Raw genomic sequence first — 17,126 nt, forward strand, 5'->3', positions numbered from 1 at the left:
CTCCTATTCTGCTGCTGTTGCCGTCGGAACGAAATCCGGCGAGTCGGTTGAGGTGTAGTTGAAGGAAACGTCCTTCCAGACTTCGAGCGCCTGCTGCAGAGGCTGGCAGGTGCGTGCTGCCATACGCAGGATCTCCGGTCCTTCATTGACGATGTCACGGCCTTCGTTACGCGCGAGCACCATGCATTCGAGTGCGACGCGGTTGGCCGTCGCACCCGCTGCGATGCCGAGCGGGTGACCGATCGTGCCGCCACCGAACTGCAGAACAACGTCCTCGCCCAGGAGGTCGAGCAGCTGGTGCATCTGGCCGGCGTGGATACCGCCCGAAGCCACCGGCATCATCTTGTTGAGCGAGGCCCAATGCTGATCGAAGAACACGCCGTTCTCCAGCCGCATCGGATTGAAGTCCTCGCGGCAGATGTCGTAGTAGCCGCGCGTGGTTGCCGGGTCACCCTCCAGCTTGCCGACGACAGTACCCGCGTGGATATGATCCACACCGGCGAGGCGCATCCACTTGGCGATGACGCGGAACGACACGCCATGCGACTTCTGCCGGGTGTAGGTCGAATGACCGGCACGATGCAGATGCAGGATCATGTCATTGCGCCGCGCCCACTTGGCCATGGACTGGATCGCCGTGTAACCGATGACCAGATCGATCATGACGATGTTCGACCCGAGCTCCTTGGCGAAATCGGCACGCTCATACATGTCTTCCATCGTGGCAGCTGTAACGTTGAGGTAGCTGCCCTTGATCTCGCCTGTCGCAGCCTGCGCCTTGTTGACGGCCTCCATGCAATAGAGGAAGCGCTCACGCCAGTGCATGAAGGGCTGCGAGTTGATGTTCTCATCATCCTTGGTGAAATCCAGACCGCCCTTCAGCGCTTCGTAGACCACACGGCCGTAGTTGCGGCCCGAAAGTCCGAGCTTCGGCTTGACCGTCGCACCCAGCAACGGACGTCCGAACTTGTCGAGACGTTCGCGCTCGACAACGATACCCGTTGGCGGACCCTGGAAGGTCTTCACATAGGCCACCGGCAGGCGCATGTCCTCCAGCCGCAAAGCCTTCAAAGGCTTGAAGCCAAAGACGTTGCCGATGATCGATGCCGTCAGGTTCGAGATGGAGCCCGGCTCGAACAGGTCGAGATCGTATGCAATGTAGGCGAAATACTGGCCTTCACCATTCGGAACCGGATCGACGCGGTACGCCTTGGCACGGTACTTCTCCGTAGCGGTCAGCCGGTCCGTCCACACGACGGTCCAGGTGGCAGTAGAAGATTCACCGGCAACGGCAGCGGCGGCCTCGATCGGATCGACGCCATCCTGTGGCGTGATGCGAAACAGCGCGATGATGTCGGTGTCCTTCGGTTCATAGTCAGGCTCCCAGTAGCCCATCTTCTTGTATTCCATGACACCGGACCTGTAGCGGTCCTTTCCTGTGACCGTTTCTGACTTGTTCGACATGATGAGGTCCTTTCCTTGGTAATTTTGATTTCAAGCAGCCTTGGCTGCAGCGATTTGCGGATCGAGTTTGCCGGCGGCATAGCGTTTGGCCATTTCATCGAGCCCGATAACCTTGATCCGCGATGCGTTGCCCGCCGTGCCGAACCGCTCGAAGCGGTCACGGCAAAGATCGCGCATGGCATCCATGGCCGGTTTGAGGAACTTGCGTGGATCGAACTCCGCCGGGTTTTCCGTGGCAATCCGGCGGAACTGGCCGCTCATGGCCATGCGGCAGTCCGTATCGATATTGACCTTGCGCACACCGTGGCGGATGCCGCGCTCGATCTCCTCGACCGGGACCCCGTAGGTTTGCGGCATCTCGCCGCCGAAGCGGTTGATGATGTCCTGCAAGGGCTGTGGCACCGACGACGAGCCATGCATCACGAGATGCGTGTTCGGCAGCTTGCGGTGGATTTCCTCGATGACTCCCATCGCCAGGATGTCGCCATCGGGGGCGCGGGTGAACTTGTAGGCGCCGTGCGACGTGCCGCACGCGATAGCCAGTGCATCGACCTTGGTGCGCAGCACGAAGTCCACTGCCTGATCCGGATCGGTCAAGAGCTGGTCATGACTGAGTACGCCGCTCGCACCATGACCGTCTTCAGCCTCGGCTTCGCCGCTTTCGAGCGAACCAAGCACGCCGAGCTCACCTTCGACCGAAACGCCGACCCAATGGGCGATCGTGGTGACCCGCTTCGTGATCTCGACGTTGTACTCGTATGAGGCTGGCGTTGCCGCATCGGCTTCGAGCGAACCGTCCATCATGACCGATGTGAAGCCATGACGGATCGCGGTCAGACAAGTCGCCTCGTCATTGCCGTGATCCTGATGCATGCAGATCGGAATGGATGGATAGATATCGACGAGGGCATCGATCATCCGCGCCAGCATCAAATCCTTGGCATAGGAGCGCGCACCGCGCGACGCCTGCAGAATAACCGGCGCATCGCAGGCTGCCGCAGCTTCCATCACGGCCAGGCCCTGCTCCATATTATTGATGTTGAAGGCGGGCACGCCGTAACCATACTCGGCAGCATGATCGAGCAATTGTCGCAAGGTAATCCGGGCCATGATCAATACTCCTTCAGTTCAGTTGATAAGCTTGCGCGCTGTGGCGACGATGTTTTCAGGGGTGATGCCGAAGTGACGGTAGAGATCCGGCGCCGGGGCGCTGGCGCCAAAGCCCTGCATGCCGATGAAGGCACCCTTTTCACCGATCCAGCGATCCCAACCCAAGCGGGCTGCGGCTTCGATACCGATGCGGGGCGCCGCGGCCAGTACCGAGCGGCGATAGGCCGGGGTTTGAGCTTCGAACAACTCCCAGGACGGCATCGAGACAACGGCTGCCGGGATCTTGTACTGACCGCGCAGCATGTCGGCGGCAGTACAGGCGATTTCGACTTCCGAGCCTGTCGCCATCAGCGTAATCGCACGTGGTTCCGCTGTTTCGCGCAGGACATAGGCGCCGCGGCTGGACCGGTTTTCCTCCACATGAGCGTGACGCAGCATCGCGAGATTCTGGCGTGACAGGACGATGACACTCGGCCGGTCAGTGTACTTGAGTGCAAGCTCCCAGCACTCGGCGGTTTCGATGATATCGGCGGGGCGGAACACGTTTATACCGGGTGTTGCACGCAGCATCGCCAGATGTTCGATCGGCTGATGGGTCGGACCATCCTCGCCGAGACCAATCGAGTCATGGGTCATGACGTAGATGACCTGCTGACCCATCAGCGCCGAGAGACGCATCGCACCACGCGCATAATCGGCAAAAGCCAGGAATGTGCCGCCATAGGGAATGAAGCCGCCATGCAGGGCAAGGCCGTTCATCGCCGCCGCCATGCCATGTTCGCGGATGCCATAATGGATATAGCGGCCGGAAAAGCTTTGCGGTGTAACATCCCGCATGCCCGGCGTAACGGTCAGGTTCGAATGGGTAAGGTCAGCCGAACCGCCAATCGTCAGATCGGTGGCATTGTTGACGACACCAAGCACCATTTCCGAAGCCTTGCGCGTCGCGACCTTGGTTGCCTTCTCGACATGCTCGCGGCGGAATGCACCAAGCTCTTCAAACAGGCTCGCCGGCAATTGCTTCAGAACCGCTTGCCTGAGATCTTCGCCATGCGGTGATGCCGCCATCCGTACGCACCATTCGCGCCGTTCGTCGGCTCCACGACGCGCCACGTCGCGCCAGGTCTCGATGATGTCTTCGGGAACCTCGAATGGCTGATGCGGCCAGTCGATTGCCTGACGCGCTGCCGCGATTTCGTTGTCGCCCAGCGGCGCACCATGGGTCTTCTCGGTTCCCTGCAGATTCGGCGCGCCCTTGCCGATGATGGTGCGGCACGAGATCATTGACGGCCGGTCGGAAGACCTTGCGCGGGCGATGGCATCGGCGATTTCTTCGTAGTCGTGACCGTCGATCTCCTGGACATCGAAACCTGCCGCCTCGAACCGCATCAACTGATCCATGGATGTCGAGAGGGACGTAGGCCCGTCGATCGAGATGGAATTGTTGTCCCAGAAGACGATGAGCTTCGACAGTCTCAGATGACCGGCGAGATCGATCGCTTCGTGACTTATGCCCTCCTGCAGGCAGCCATCTCCTGCGATCACATAAGTATGGTGATCGACAATATCCTCGCCGAACCGCTGCACCAGCAAACGCTCGGCCAAAGCCATGCCGACGGCTGTGGCAATACCCTGCCCGAGCGGGCCGGTGGTCATCTCGATGCCCTGCGCATGACCATATTCCGGATGGCCTGCCGTCTTCGCGCCAAGCTGACGGAAACGCTGCAACTCCTCGATCGGCATGTCGGGATAGCCGATCAGATAATGCAGTGCGTATTGCAGCATCGAGCCGTGCCCGGCCGACAAAACGAACCTGTCGCGATCCGGCCACTGCGGATGCAATGGATCGAGCTTGATGAAGCGGTTGAAGAGAACCGTTGCGACGTCGGCCATGCCCATCGGCATGCCGGGATGCCCAGAATTTGCCTTCTGAACGCTATCCATAACCAGCGCCCGGATTGCATTAGCCATATCCCGTTCCGAAACGGTTTCGGTTTCCGGCGTTTCTTGAAGCAAAGCTTGCGTATTCATCGCTATCTCCTTCACGAGGCGCGGTTTTTGCGTTCGATCAACTGCATGATCAGCGGCGTCAGGATAAGTTGCATGGCGAGATCCAGCTTGTTGCCGGGGACGACGATCGAATTGGCCCGCGACATGAAGGAATCGTGGATCATCGACAGCAGATAGGGGAAATCGATCCCGCGGGGCCGGGCAAAACGGATCACCAGCATCGACTCGTCCGGCGTCGGTATCCACCGTGCAATGAACGGGTTTGACGTATCGACAATCGGTACGCGCTGGAAATTGATGTCGGTCAGCGTGAATTGCGGCGTGATGTAGCGCACATAATCCGGCATGCGGCGCAGGATCACATCCATGACCGCCTCGGTGGAATAACCGCGGGTCGAACGATCCCGGTGGATCTTCTGGATCCATTCAAGATTGATCACGGGAACGACGCCGATCTTCAGATCCGCATGGCGGGCAAGGTTGACGCCCTCCGCTACAGCGCAGCCATGCAAGCCCTCATAGAACAGCAAGGTGCTCGGCGGAAAATCGCGCCATTCGGTAAACGTGCCCGCCGGAGTGGCGTATTGCGCGGCTTCTTCTTCGTCGTGGATATAGGTACGCGTCTGGCCAGTACCCCGGCGGCCATATTCCTCGAACACCTCATCGAGCTTGTGCAACTCGTTGGCATCGACGTGGAAATGCGTGAAGTTGGGGTTACCCTTGGCTTCCTCCTCCGCAACCTTTGCCTTCATGGCATTGCGATCATAGCGGTGGAATGCGTCGCCCTCGATGAAAGCGGCCTCGATATGCTCGCGGCGGAAAATCTGCTCGAAAATGCGCTTCACGGAGGTCGTTCCCGCGCCTGACGAGCCAGTGATCGATATGATTGGATGCTTTGCCGACATGATTTCCTCCTCCACTCAAACCCTGAACAGGCCACGCTTGCTAAACAGCGGCGCGCGTTCGCCGATGTTGCTGGGCTCGGTGTGATACCGGCTGATACGGGCGACTTCCCTCGCCGAACCGAAGATGAACGGCACACGCTGATGCATGGTCTTCGGTGTCAGATCGAGTATGCGGCTTGCCGTGTTGGTCGCGGCGCCGCCCGCCTGCTCGATGAGAAAGGCAATGGGATTGGCTTCGTAGACGAGACGAATACGACCATCGCCATAGCCCTTGCGCCTGTCTCCCGGATAGAGAAACACGCCGCTGCGCATGAGGATCCGGTACGTTTCCGCGACCAGGGATGCGATCCAGCGCATGTTGAAATCACGCTCGCGCGGTCCTTCGCTACCCTTCAGACAGTCATCGACATAGAGCTGCACCGCCTCGTCCCAATGCCGGTAATTGGCGGCATTGATGGCGAATTCATAAGCACGTTCAGGAATAACGATACTCGCATAGGCCTGAACGAAGGTCCCGAGCCGTGCCGAAAACACGAATACATGCGTACCGCTGCCAAGCGTAAGCACCAAGGCAAGTTGCGGCCCGTAAATGAAGAAACCGGCAGCGAGCTGGCGATCGCCTTTTTGGAAAAACGATGCGCCAGGCTCGCTGTCCGGCTGGCCTGCCACCGGGAGGATGGAGAAGATTGTCCCTATCGAGACATTGGTGTCGATGTTGGACGAGCCATCCAGCGGATCGATCGCCAACGCCAACGGCGCGCTTGCATCGAGCAAGGCTGGATGGGCGAGTTCCTCGGAGCCATAAAGTGCAACAGGAGCCTGACGCATGGCCTCGAGAAACATGTCGTCTGCAAAGATATCGAGGTCCTTCTGGGAATCGCCATCGGCATTCTTGCTGCCCTGACTGCTGGCGAAGGCCTTGCCGAGCGCGCCCTGATTGATCGTGTTGCGGATCTTGACCGCAGTCAGGGACAGCTGGCGCACGACCAGCGAGACGGAAGCGCGCAGCGTATCGCCGCTCTCCGCATAGGATCCAAGAAAGGCATCTAGTGTTGCCGTGGTCATGGTAGTCCTCCCTGTCCGATTATCTCCGCATCAGACTTCGGGTATGGAACCACGCGGACCACACTTAGTAAAATTTATTATATTTACGTACTCGATAAATTCTATTAACTGCTAGGCATGCGCAATCTGAATTTGAAACAACTGCGGGCGATTCAGGCGATCATGCAGCACGGCACGATCGCAGCAGCGGCTAATTCGCTGGGCCTGACTCCCCCGGCGGTAACGATCCAGCTCAAACTTCTGGAAGAAGACGCCAACATCATCCTGTTCGACCGGACGAACGAGGGCCTGCGGCCGACTGCCGCCGGGCTGGCCTTCCTCGACGCTGCGCAAATGGTCGACGAACGGCTGCGCCTGCTCGAAGACGAGATCGATGCGATAAAGGGGTTGCGCATCGGCAGTCTGACACTGGGAGTCGTATCGACGGCGAAATACTTCGCACCGCAACTGATGGCGATTTTTCGCAAGGAACACCCGGATATCGCCATAAAGCTCGCTATCGGCAACCGCGCCGAGACGATTGCCGGGCTGAAAAGCCATGCGGTTGATCTCGCCTTGATGGGCCGACCGCCGAAGGACGTGCCCTTGCGTTCGGCGGTTTTCGGCGATCATCCGCTGGTGATGATCGCGGCTCCCGACCACCCGCTCGCCAGGTGCCGCGATATCACCAAGGAACGTATCGCGCAGGAGCATTTCCTTATCCGCGAACCGGGATCGGGTACGCGCATATCGCTGGAGATTTTCCTGAGCGAACTGCCGGGCCGGCTTGATGATCTCGGCACGGAAATGTCGTCAAACGAGACGATCAAGCAGGCGGTGATGGCCGGGCTCGGCATCGCCTTTATCTCCGCACACACGATCGCACTGGAGCTCGATGTCGGCAGGCTTGTGATGCTCGACGTGATCGGCATGCCAATCCGCCGCCAGTGGTTTTCCGTCGTGCGCACCGACCGGACAATGTCGCCGGCCATGCGCGCATTCCAGGATTTCCTCAGCCGTAAAGGCGCGCAATGCCTGCCGGCAATCGACCGGCTATACCCGGCAACGGAGAATTAACCCGATTTAGTGAAGCCGATACCGAAGAGAAAAGCTTATCAGCGCTTTGAAATGCCCTCCTGAGGTTCTATATTGCAGGTGAAACCGCGCCTGGTCTGGTGCCGGTGAACGGGGGCAATTTCCATGGACTCAATAGCGGGAATTTTTCGCGCGGCAGTGGCCTTTGCCTTCGTTTTTATGCTCGGCGCAGAAGGCGCGTCGGCACAATCCGCCAATTCCGGATGCGCGCTGACGCAGGTCGGCGGGACCGGAAGGCAGATATTGAAGTGCCGCGGCGGCCTCACCATTACCGCTGAGCGCGGCGCGCGGTACACATTGTTGGACCGCAGCCGTGACGGCATCGTCGATGCAGTTCGGGCGCGGAGCAAGGCGATATTGCTCGATGCCCCGAAATCACCATCCGGATTCGTGGTCGACACGCCGCAGGCTATCGCAGCGGTCAGGGGTACGAAATGGGCTGTGGATGTCAGCGCGGGCAAGACGGCAGTTTTCGTTGTCAGGGGCGCAGTCAGCGTCAGGCGGCAGGCTGCGCCGGCGGCTGTGGTGCTCGGACCCGGTGAAGGCGTTGATGTCGACGAAAGCACCAGCGCTCTTGTTGTGAAGCGGTGGCCCCAACCTCGCGTCAACGCATTGATGGCGCGTCTCGGTCAATAATCACCCATGTCCAGTCGTGCACGGCAGATACTGGTCGCCCTGATCCTTGCGGGCATGTGGGGCACCGGGCTCGGCCTGATGCACATCAGGGGAAACACCTGGTTTCTGGAACGGGTCGAGGCTACCTTCGCCGATCTGCGCACCAATATCCGTGGCAAAAAGCCGGCACCGGATGCTGTCACAATCATAGCCATCGACGACCCGACAGTGACGCTGGTCGGAAGTTATCCTGTTCCCCGCTCGACGCTCGCTACCCTCGTCGACGCAATTGCCGAGCTCAAACCGAAAGTCATTGCGCTGGATTTGCTTCTGGTGGATCGCGGCCAGGAAGATGGCGACCGCAAGCTCGCATCATCGCTCGGGAAAGTCACGACACTTTTGGCGGGAGCGGCCGTGTTCGCGAGTGGCAAGCAACTGATAAAGCCTGCACACGACGACGCACTTGACCGCATTCCGGATGCCGCCAGCTTGTTGCTCCCGCAGCAGCAATTTGCCGATATCTCGCCGGTGGGTATCGTGAACGTCGCAACCGATCAATCCGGAACGCCGCGATTTATCCCGATGCTGTTCAAGAAGGGTGACGAGGTCCAGCCTTCTTTTCCACTGCGTGCAGTTGCGCTTGCCGCCGGAGTCGACCCTGTATTCGAACCCGGCGGCATCGCGCTGGGTGAACGCCACATCCGCACCGATATCGGCCAATCATTTCCCCTGACCTTCTATGGCCCGAGGGGTACGATAAAAACGGTCAGCGCCGCTGCGGTGCTGGATGGCAAGCTTGAGGCCAAGGACGTTACCGGCAAGATCGTCGTTCTGGGAACGACGGTAACCGGCGGCGGCGACGTTTTCCCGACACCATTTGATCAAGTACTTCCCGGCGTGGAGGTCATTTCAACGGCGATAGCTCAACTTGTAGCTGGCGATGCCACGATCCGCGATCGTCATATCCGGCTTATCGATGCAGGCTTTGCTGTCGGTCTGCCGCTCGTTCTCGTGGGACTGCTCGCGTGGCGGCGCAGTATCATTGGCCTTGCCGCAATAGTCGCCGTCGTCTGCGCATGGCTCGTCATCAACATGGTCGCGTTTGCAAATGGCATCTGGCTCAGCGCCGCAATTCCTATCACGGCTGCAGTTCCCCCACTGCTCCTATTCGGAGCGAGCCAGCTCTTGCTAGATCGGCGCCGTGCGCAGCATTTTGCTCGGCAAAGCGCGATGCTGCAAAGCGTGCAGGCGCCGGGACTTGGAAAATGGCTGGCAAGAAACCCCGATTTTCTGGCCGAGCCCGTTCGCCAGGACGCCGCCGTGGTTTTCATCGACCTTTCCGGATTTACCGGCCTCAGCGAGGTCCTTGGACCAAACGCCACGCGCGAATTATTGAACGGCTTTTACGAGCTGGTAGACGAGGAAGTCGCGGCCTGCAACGGAACCATTACGAGTTTCATGGGTGACGGCGCGATGATCCTTTTCGGCCTGCCGGAACCTGATCCGCAAGACGCGGCCAATGCCACGCTCTGCTGCATCAAGTTGTGCAACAGAACGAAACTATGGCTCGCCTCGCTTCCCGCGTCGACCGCTTCGCGCATCGGGTTCAAACTCGGTGCACATTTCGGCACAGTGGTTGCTTCGCGGCTCGGCGGCGGTGATCGCCAGCAGATCACCGCGACCGGAGATACGGTCAACGTCGCCAGCCGGCTCATGGAAGTGGCCAAGAAGAACCACGCGGAACTCGCGCTTACGACCGATATCCTGCACATTGCAGGCCCGGACAGCGCGCCGTACAAGACTGGCGTTCTGAGCGGACCGCTCGAAACGGAAATACGCGGACGCTCCGGCTCGGTCACGATCTGGCTGTGGCGCAGCGACGACAAAATTTGAAAGATGGTGTAGGATTTCCGCTTGCGCCAACGTCCTTTGGTCGTGTCAATCAAATGGAGGTTTTCTATGTCCTACGTCGATGGTTTCTTACTTGCCGTTCCTAAAGCGAAACTGGAAGCCTACAAGGAACTCGCCAGTTTGGCGGGAGAGGTCTGGAAAGAGCACGGCGCGCTCGCCTTTGTCGAGTGCGTCGCCGATGACGTACCCTATGGTGAACTTACTTCCTTCCCGCGGGCTGTACACGCAAAAGACGACGAGACCGTCGTCTTTTCCTGGATCGTTTACGAATCCCGCGAAAAGCGTGATGCCATCAATGCGAAGGTGATGGCGGACCCTCGCCTGAAAGGCGACATGGCCAGCATGCCGTTCGACGGCAAGCGCATGATCTTTGGCGGATTTTCACCTATCGTGGAGCTATAACCGGGCCAATATTCCGCTCAGGCGCCGCGCCGGCAATGACGGCGCGGCGATGAAACGACAGTAAATTCCAGCGACGTTTCCGATATTCTGTGCACCGATACTTTCGATGAGACGACTACCTGTATTTCTCGTTTATGAAATGCTAGGGTGAGGTTCTACGGATTGCGAGTTCATGTCCACAGCCGATTCCGGCAGGGAGGGGACAATAGAATGGCTGTAGTCTTAATTCTTGCTTTTGTTGCAGTTGCGTCAGTCTTGTTTCATCTTTTGAGTCCCTGGTGGTGGACGCCGATCGCGTCCAATTGGCAATACATCGATAATACAATCATCATTACTTTCTGGATCACCGGTTTCGTGTTCGTCGCGGTGGTCTTGTTCGTCGCATATTGCGTCTGGCGTTTCCGCCACAAGCCGGGAAACCGTGCGCATTATGAGCCGGAAAACAGGAAGCTTGAATTCTGGCTCGCCACGGTGACCACCATCGGCGTTGTCGCCATGCTTGCGCCCGGTTTGTTCGTATGGGACCGTTTCATCAATGTGCCGAGCGATGCGACCGAAGTTGAAGTCGTGGGCCAACAGTGGCTCTGGAGCTTCCGGTTGCCCGGAGCCAATGGCAAGCTCGGAACGTCGGAAACACGCGATATCACCGCGGAAAATCCGCTCGGCGTGAACAAGAACGACAGCGCGGGCCTCGACGACATCATCATTCAGGGCGGCGAACTGCATCTTCCGATCGGAAAGCCCGTAAAGATGGTGCTGCGCTCGGTCGATGTCCTGCATAATTTCTACGTTCCGGAATTCCGGGCGAAGATGGACATGGTGCCCGGCATGGTCACCTATTTCTGGATTACCCCGACACGAACGGGCACGTTCGAAGTGCTTTGTGCCGAGCTTTGTGGGGTCGGGCACCCGCAAATGCGTGGAACGGTGGTGGTCGATAACGAGGCCGACTATCAAACCTGGCTGCAGCAGCAGCAGACATTCACGCAGATGATGGCAGCATCCGGAGAACCACAGACGGCACAGTGAAAACGGCACCGCTCTTCGGGAGAAAGAGCGAACACAGGGAGGGCAATAGATGGTCAATATTCCATCCAGCATCAACGACCCCATTCCGGCAGCGGAAGTCGAAGATGTGGAGCTTTATCACCCGCATAGCTGGTGGACGACCTACGTCTTCAGCCAGGACGCCAAAGTCATCGCCATCCAGTATTCGCTGACAGCCATTTCGATTGGCCTCGTTGCGCTTGTGCTTTCCTGGCTGATGCGGCTGCAGCTTGCCTACCCCGGCGTTTTCGCCTTCATCGATGCCGACCGCTACTACCAGTTCATCACCATGCACGGCATGATCATGGTGATTTATCTCCTGACTGCGCTCTTCCTGGGTGGTTTTGGCAATTACCTGATCCCGCTGATGCTCGGAGCACGGGACATGGTGTTTCCCTACGCAAATATGTTGAGCTACTGGATTTACCTTCTTGCCGTGCTTGTTCTCGTCGCGGGATTCTTCGTACCAGGTGGACCAACGGGGGCAGGCTGGACCCTTTATCCACCGCAAGCGGTGCTTTCCGGCACGCCGGGCGGGCAGGACTGGGGCATCATCCTGATGCTGAGTTCGCTGATCCTGTTCATCATCGGTTTCACCATGGGCGGATTGAATTATGTCGTGACCGTTCTGCAAGGTCGGGCGCGTGGCATGACATTGATGCGCATGCCCTTGACGATCTGGGGCATTTTCACCGCGACGGTCATGGCGCTGCTTGCCTTCCCTGCCCTGTTCGTCGCCTCGGTCATGATGCTGTTCGACCGCGTCCTCGGCACGAGCTTCTTCATGCCTGCAATCGTCGAGATGGGTACACAACTGCAACATGGTGGCGGCAGTCCGATCCTCTTCCAGCACCTGTTCTGGTTCTTCGGCCATCCGGAAGTCTATATCGTCGCCTTGCCCGCCTTTGGTATCGTGTCGGACCTTATCAGCGTACATGCTCGCAAGAATATCTTCGGGTACCGGATGATGGTCTGGGCGATCGTGGTCATCGGTGCGCTGAGCTTCGTTGTCTGGGCACACCACATGTATGTGAGCGGCATGAATCCCAACTTCGGGTTCTTCTTCGCAACGACAACCTTGATCATCGCGGTTCCCACCGCCATCAAGGTCTATAACTGGGTGCTCACACTATGGCGCGGCGATATTCACCTGACGATACCCATGCTATTCGCGCTCGGCTTCATCGTTACATTCGTCAATGGGGGATTGACGGGACTGTTTCTCGGCAATGTCGTCGTGGATGTTCCGCTTTCCGATACGATGTTCGTCGTTGCGCATTTTCACATGGTGATGGGCGTTGCGCCAATCATGGTGATCTTCGGCGCGATCTACCATTGGTATCCAAAGATCACTGGGCGAATGCTGGATGAAACCATGGGGCGGATTCACTTCTGGGTGACGTTCCTCGGCGCCTATCTGATCTTCTTCCCGATGCACTATCTTGGTCTGCTGGGGGCTCCGCGCCGCTACTACGAACTCGGCGAATCCGTGGTCAACCCGCCATCGGCCCATGACTTGAATATCTTCATCACGCTGATGGCGCTGACTGTCGGTGCCGCACAGGTCCTGTTCCTGTTCAATGCCGCCTGGAGCCTTCGCAGAGGCAAGGACGCCGGGGGAAATCCCTGGCGCGCAACCACGCTCGAATGGCAGACGCCGACGACACCGCCGCCGCATGGCAATTTTGGCAAGGAACTGCCGGTCGTCTACCGCTGGGCCTATGATTACAGTGTTCCTGGCGCTCCGGAGGATTTCATTCCGCAGAATGAGCCGGATCCTGAAAACCGGTCGCGAGAACACGCATCATGAGCGCAATCCTGATCTTTCTGGCGGGGCTGGCGTCGATCATCATCTGGTGGATGGCGCAGCAGCGGCTGATGTCAAAACCGTGGCTGGAGTCCGCGCGCGCCAGCGACATTTTCCCGGTTACCCGGTCACCGATACCGACCGTAAAAATCGGCCTCGGCGTATTTCTCGCCGTGGTCGGCGCGTTGTTCACGCTTTTCATCAGCGCCTACTTCATGCGCATGGGATTGCAGGATTGGTGGGCCATTCCCCTGCCCGGCGTCCTCTGGGTCAATACGGCTGCGCTTGTCGTGAGCAGCATTGCCCTGGAGATGGCAAAATCCTCGGCACAGCAAAACGACGCCAACGCCATGAAAATCGCGCTTCTTGCAAGTTTCGTAACCGCCATCGGCTTCCTGGCCGGACAGCTGTTTGCGTGGCGCGAGCTGGTGTCTGAGGGCTATGTCCTCGCCGACAATCCCGCCAACAGCTTTTTCTATCTGATTACGGGAATGCACGGACTGCACATTCTCGGCGGTCTCCTGGTGCTCAGCCGGACCACGTTCAACGTATGGCAGGGCGAACCGCCGAAAGAAGCACGGCTCAGCATCGAACTGTGCGCCATGTACTGGCATTTCATGCTCATCGTCTGGCTGGTCATCTTTGCGCTGTTCGCGGGCTGGGCCAATGACTTCGTCGATATCTGCCGGCAACTGCTGACCTGAGGTTGAAGATGACTCAAATCGTGGAAACCGAAACCAGAATATCCCCGTCCCGGCCCGACGGCCTGAGCGGCTTCGCTTCAGACTGGGCTTCCGATCAGCGAACATTCAAGAATGTCTCCTGGGGGAAGGCCATGATGTGGATATTCCTTCTCAGCGATACGTTCGTCTTCGGTTGTTTCCTGCTGGCCTATATGAGCGCCCGCATGTCGACGACTGTTCCCTGGCCTAATCCGAGCGAGGTTTTCGCGCTCAATATCGGCGGAACTGAAGTTCCCCTGATTTTGATCGCAATCATGACGTTCGTTCTCATCAGCAGCAGCGGTACGATGGCTATGGCCGTTAATTTCGGCTACCGGCGCGACCGCCGCAAGACGGCGCTGTTGATGTTGCTGACCGCATTTTTTGGCGCAACTTTTGTCGGGATGCAGGCTTTCGAATGGACCAAGCTGATCTCCGAAGGGGTTCGTCCATGGGGAAATCCATGGGGCGCTCCGCAGTTTGGTTCAACTTTTTTCATGATCACCGGCTTTCACGGCACACACGTTACAATCGGCGTCATCTTCCTGCTCATCATAGCCCGGAAGGTTTGGCGCGGCGATTTTGACACGGAGAAACGCGGCTTTTTCACCAGCCGGAAGGGCCACTATGAGATCGTCGAAATCACCGGCCTCTATTGGCACTTCGTCGATCTGGTCTGGGTTTTCATTTTCGCATTCTTCTATCTGTGGTGAGGGCTCCAATCATGGCACAACCGGCAGCACATACGGAACATCAAGAGCATCCGATCAAGCTCTATCTCGTCGTTTGGGGTCTGCTCTTCGTCCTGAGCCTATTCTCTTATATGGTCGACTACATTGGTCTTCACGGCTATCTGCGGTGGTCGCTTATCCTGCTTTTCATGATTCTCAAGGCGGGGCTGATCATCGCGATTTTCATGCATATGGCATGGGAAAGGCTGGCTCTCATCTATGCCATCCTGCTACCGCCGGTCCTTGTGCTGGTATTCGTGGCGCTGATGGTTTCGGAATCGCACTACGTACTGCTCAGCCGGATGACCTTCTTCGGCACCGGGCCGTAAGTAAAAACAAAAAGGCGGCACCCTTTCGGCACCGCCCCTTTAGCACACTTGCTTAACTATCGCCGGACGCGAGGTTTCGCCAGATTCTGGACTTCCGCGCTAGGAAGCGGTGCGACAACCTTGCGGTAAAGATGCCATGTCGCATGGCCGAGTACCGGGATGAAGATTGCCAGGCCGACGAAAAGTGTCAAGAAGCCGACGAAAAGCAACGCGGCCACTATCAAGCCCCACAATATCATCGGTATCGGATTGGCGAGCACAGACTTGATCGATGTCACAATTGCAGCCAACGCACCCACGTCCCGATCGAGAAGGAGCGGGAAGGTGACGACGGTGGTGCATAGAACAACGACGGAAAAGACAAATCCAATCGCGTTGCCGAGGATGATCATCCGCCAGCCTTCAGATGTGTTGAACACCTGGTTCAGGAAGGCACTGATCGATTCCGGCGCTGCAGGACCGAAAAGGCTCACGTAAAGCGCTTGGGCGGTAAGCAGCCATACGATGAAGATCGCAAAGAGCAATACACCGACGGCAAAGATGGATGGCATGGCGGGCGATCGCCTGACCTCAAGTGCGTGCTGCCATGATGTATCGAGGCCAAGTTCCCGCCTGCGGCTGATCTCATAGAGACCGAGCGCTGCAAACGGACCGATCAACGCAAAACCTGACATCAGCGGAAACAGGATCGGCAGCGCGTTGGCTCCCGACGACCAGCGCGCCAATACCAGGCCAGCGACAGGATAGATCAGGCAGAGGAAAACATAATGGGAGGGCTTCTCCCAAAAATCGTCGAACCCTTGACGAAGCGCAGCAAAAACATCCGCCACGCTGATTTTACGCACCTCAGGATAGGCGCTGGTATCATTTGCGCCAGCGATCACATGAAATTGTGCCATGAGCAATTCTCCCAATCTCGTTTCGAGCGGGAAAGGCACCAGTGGTACCATGCTAGAGGCGGTACCAACGGACCTAAACCTGCACAAGACAAAACATACGCGAATCGGAAAAATTAAGCCAGAGACAAGGTGGTCACTCAGCGGGGCAAAATCATTGCCGAGCCACCATCGTGGCGATCCATGATCGCACGGTATCTGCGGAGTCCAGCTTGAATTCGGCAATGCTCTCGAAAGGCGGATCGCCCACTCTCACCGAGCGTCCCCCCGTTTCGTTGGCAAAGCGGAACATGGTTTCGTCAGTCAGATCGTCGCCCATGACGAGAAGCTTGCGCCCTGCATAGGGTGCGGTCTCCATGAAATGCGCGACCGCGATGCCTTTATTGGTTCCGGCAGGCCCAATTTCGATGACCATCTTCCCGTCCTGGCGCTTCCACCCATAACCGAGATCCTTGACCAGGCCGTCGACCGCATGCGCGGCGGGAATGGCTGCTTCCGGGACCTGCCGGTAGTGCACGGCGAGCCCCAGACCCTTGTCTTCGATCACCATACCCGGCCATCGGCTCGCAAATTTCTGCAGCATCATGCGCGGGCGGTCGAGCGCCGCTGCTTCAATCCCCTTTCGGAGAATTTCCGCATTTTCCCTGCGGATTTCCGCGCCATGCAGACCCGCAACGGTGAAGTGGTAGGGTTCAAACATCGCATCGACTGCAGCGATGGAACGGCCGGTCACAAGTGCCATGGCACCATCTGCCTTTTGTGACAGCTTCATGAGTTGAGATGGTAACTCCGGAGGAACGACGATGCTTTCAGGCGTTGCCGCAAGATCAATAAGCGTGCCATCAATGTCTATGAAGAGCGCCCAACCATTCAGATCGTCAGGCAGTGGGTGATTTGCAGTATCAACCGCCGTGCTCGGCTGCATATCTCTTTCCTTTGCTCGAACTCCCATCATTGAAGAACTCAACCGGCCCTGAATCGTTCAATGAAAGTTGGCTTGATGCCGACTTTTTCCGGAACCATCAAGCCTTTGAGGAG

General features: G+C 58.0%; 16 protein-coding genes. 9 read left to right on the forward strand and 7 right to left on the reverse strand.

Annotated features, from left to right (window positions below; translation table 11 throughout):
• Window positions 1–3: 3 nt before the first annotated feature.
• Genes N8E88_RS00915 through N8E88_RS00935 form a run of 5 tightly spaced genes read right to left on the reverse strand, consistent with a single transcriptional unit; the run spans window position 4 to window position 6,554 of the window.
• Window positions 4–1,464, reverse strand: coding sequence for a form I ribulose bisphosphate carboxylase large subunit (locus N8E88_RS00915; RefSeq protein ID WP_224506287.1), 1,461 nt, complete (start codon window positions 1,462–1,464; stop codon window positions 4–6).
• Between the two features lie 30 nt (window positions 1,465–1,494).
• Window positions 1,495–2,574, reverse strand: a complete 1,080-nt coding sequence (fba, locus tag N8E88_RS00920; RefSeq protein ID WP_262290608.1) for a class II fructose-bisphosphate aldolase — start codon at window positions 2,572–2,574, stop codon at window positions 1,495–1,497.
• A gap of 18 nt (window positions 2,575–2,592) precedes the next feature.
• Complete coding sequence (gene tkt / locus N8E88_RS00925; protein ID WP_262290312.1) at window positions 2,593–4,605, reverse strand: transketolase; 2,013 nt, start codon at window positions 4,603–4,605, stop codon at window positions 2,593–2,595.
• 11 nt (window positions 4,606–4,616) lie between these two features.
• Window positions 4,617–5,489, reverse strand: coding sequence for a phosphoribulokinase (locus tag N8E88_RS00930; RefSeq protein ID WP_262290313.1), 873 nt, complete (start codon window positions 5,487–5,489; stop codon window positions 4,617–4,619).
• A 15-nt stretch (window positions 5,490–5,504) separates the two neighbouring features.
• Window positions 5,505–6,554 (reverse strand): class 1 fructose-bisphosphatase, encoded by a 1,050-nt coding sequence (locus tag N8E88_RS00935; RefSeq protein ID WP_262290314.1) that lies wholly within the window; start codon window positions 6,552–6,554, stop codon window positions 5,505–5,507.
• 117 nt (window positions 6,555–6,671) lie between these two features.
• On the opposite strand from N8E88_RS00935, the gene N8E88_RS00940 reads away from it, so the two are divergent.
• From N8E88_RS00940 to N8E88_RS00980, 9 genes are all read left to right on the forward strand, one after another.
• Window positions 6,672–7,610 (forward strand): LysR family transcriptional regulator, encoded by a 939-nt coding sequence (locus N8E88_RS00940; protein WP_262290315.1) that lies wholly within the window; start codon window positions 6,672–6,674, stop codon window positions 7,608–7,610.
• Window positions 7,611–7,733: 123 nt separating this feature from the next.
• Entirely contained in the window at window positions 7,734–8,264 is a 531-nt protein-coding gene (locus tag N8E88_RS00945; RefSeq protein WP_410010495.1) for a FecR domain-containing protein, read from the forward strand.
• Window positions 8,265–8,270: 6 nt separating this feature from the next.
• Window positions 8,271–10,136, forward strand: coding sequence for a CHASE2 domain-containing protein (locus N8E88_RS00950; protein ID WP_262290316.1), 1,866 nt, complete (start codon window positions 8,271–8,273; stop codon window positions 10,134–10,136).
• A 66-nt stretch (window positions 10,137–10,202) separates the two neighbouring features.
• Complete coding sequence (locus N8E88_RS00955) at window positions 10,203–10,556, forward strand: DUF1428 domain-containing protein (protein WP_262290317.1); 354 nt, start codon at window positions 10,203–10,205, stop codon at window positions 10,554–10,556.
• 210 nt (window positions 10,557–10,766) lie between these two features.
• Window positions 10,767–11,585: a cytochrome c oxidase subunit II gene (locus N8E88_RS00960; protein WP_262290318.1), complete on the forward strand. Its 819-nt coding sequence runs from the start codon at window positions 10,767–10,769 to the stop codon at window positions 11,583–11,585.
• Between the two features lie 49 nt (window positions 11,586–11,634).
• Complete coding sequence (ctaD, locus tag N8E88_RS00965) at window positions 11,635–13,413, forward strand: cytochrome c oxidase subunit I (protein ID WP_262290319.1); 1,779 nt, start codon at window positions 11,635–11,637, stop codon at window positions 13,411–13,413.
• Complete coding sequence (locus N8E88_RS00970; RefSeq protein ID WP_262290320.1) at window positions 13,410–14,114, forward strand: cytochrome c oxidase subunit 3; 705 nt, start codon at window positions 13,410–13,412, stop codon at window positions 14,112–14,114. Before ctaD ends, N8E88_RS00970 begins: the two co-directional genes overlap by 4 nt.
• Before the next feature lie 8 nt (window positions 14,115–14,122).
• Complete coding sequence (locus tag N8E88_RS00975) at window positions 14,123–14,845, forward strand: heme-copper oxidase subunit III family protein (RefSeq protein ID WP_262290321.1); 723 nt, start codon at window positions 14,123–14,125, stop codon at window positions 14,843–14,845.
• 11 nt (window positions 14,846–14,856) lie between these two features.
• A complete protein-coding gene (locus N8E88_RS00980) occupies window positions 14,857–15,192 on the forward strand; it encodes a cytochrome C oxidase subunit IV family protein (protein WP_262290322.1) in 336 nt (111 codons plus the stop codon).
• Window positions 15,193–15,248: 56 nt separating this feature from the next.
• Here the strand turns inward: N8E88_RS00980 and N8E88_RS00985 are convergent, their stop codons facing one another.
• The gene (locus tag N8E88_RS00985; RefSeq protein WP_262290323.1) at window positions 15,249–16,091 is read right to left on the reverse strand and encodes a DUF2189 domain-containing protein; all 843 of its coding nucleotides are present in this window, start codon (window positions 16,089–16,091) and stop codon (window positions 15,249–15,251) included.
• 151 nt (window positions 16,092–16,242) lie between these two features.
• Window positions 16,243–17,013, reverse strand: coding sequence for a trehalose-phosphatase (otsB, locus tag N8E88_RS00990; protein WP_262290324.1), 771 nt, complete (start codon window positions 17,011–17,013; stop codon window positions 16,243–16,245).
• Between the last annotated feature and the right edge of the window lie 113 nt (window positions 17,014–17,126).

The sequence above is a fragment of the Phyllobacterium zundukense genome, from assembly GCF_025452195.1.
Lineage (GTDB): Bacteria > Pseudomonadota > Alphaproteobacteria > Rhizobiales > Rhizobiaceae > Phyllobacterium > Phyllobacterium zundukense_A.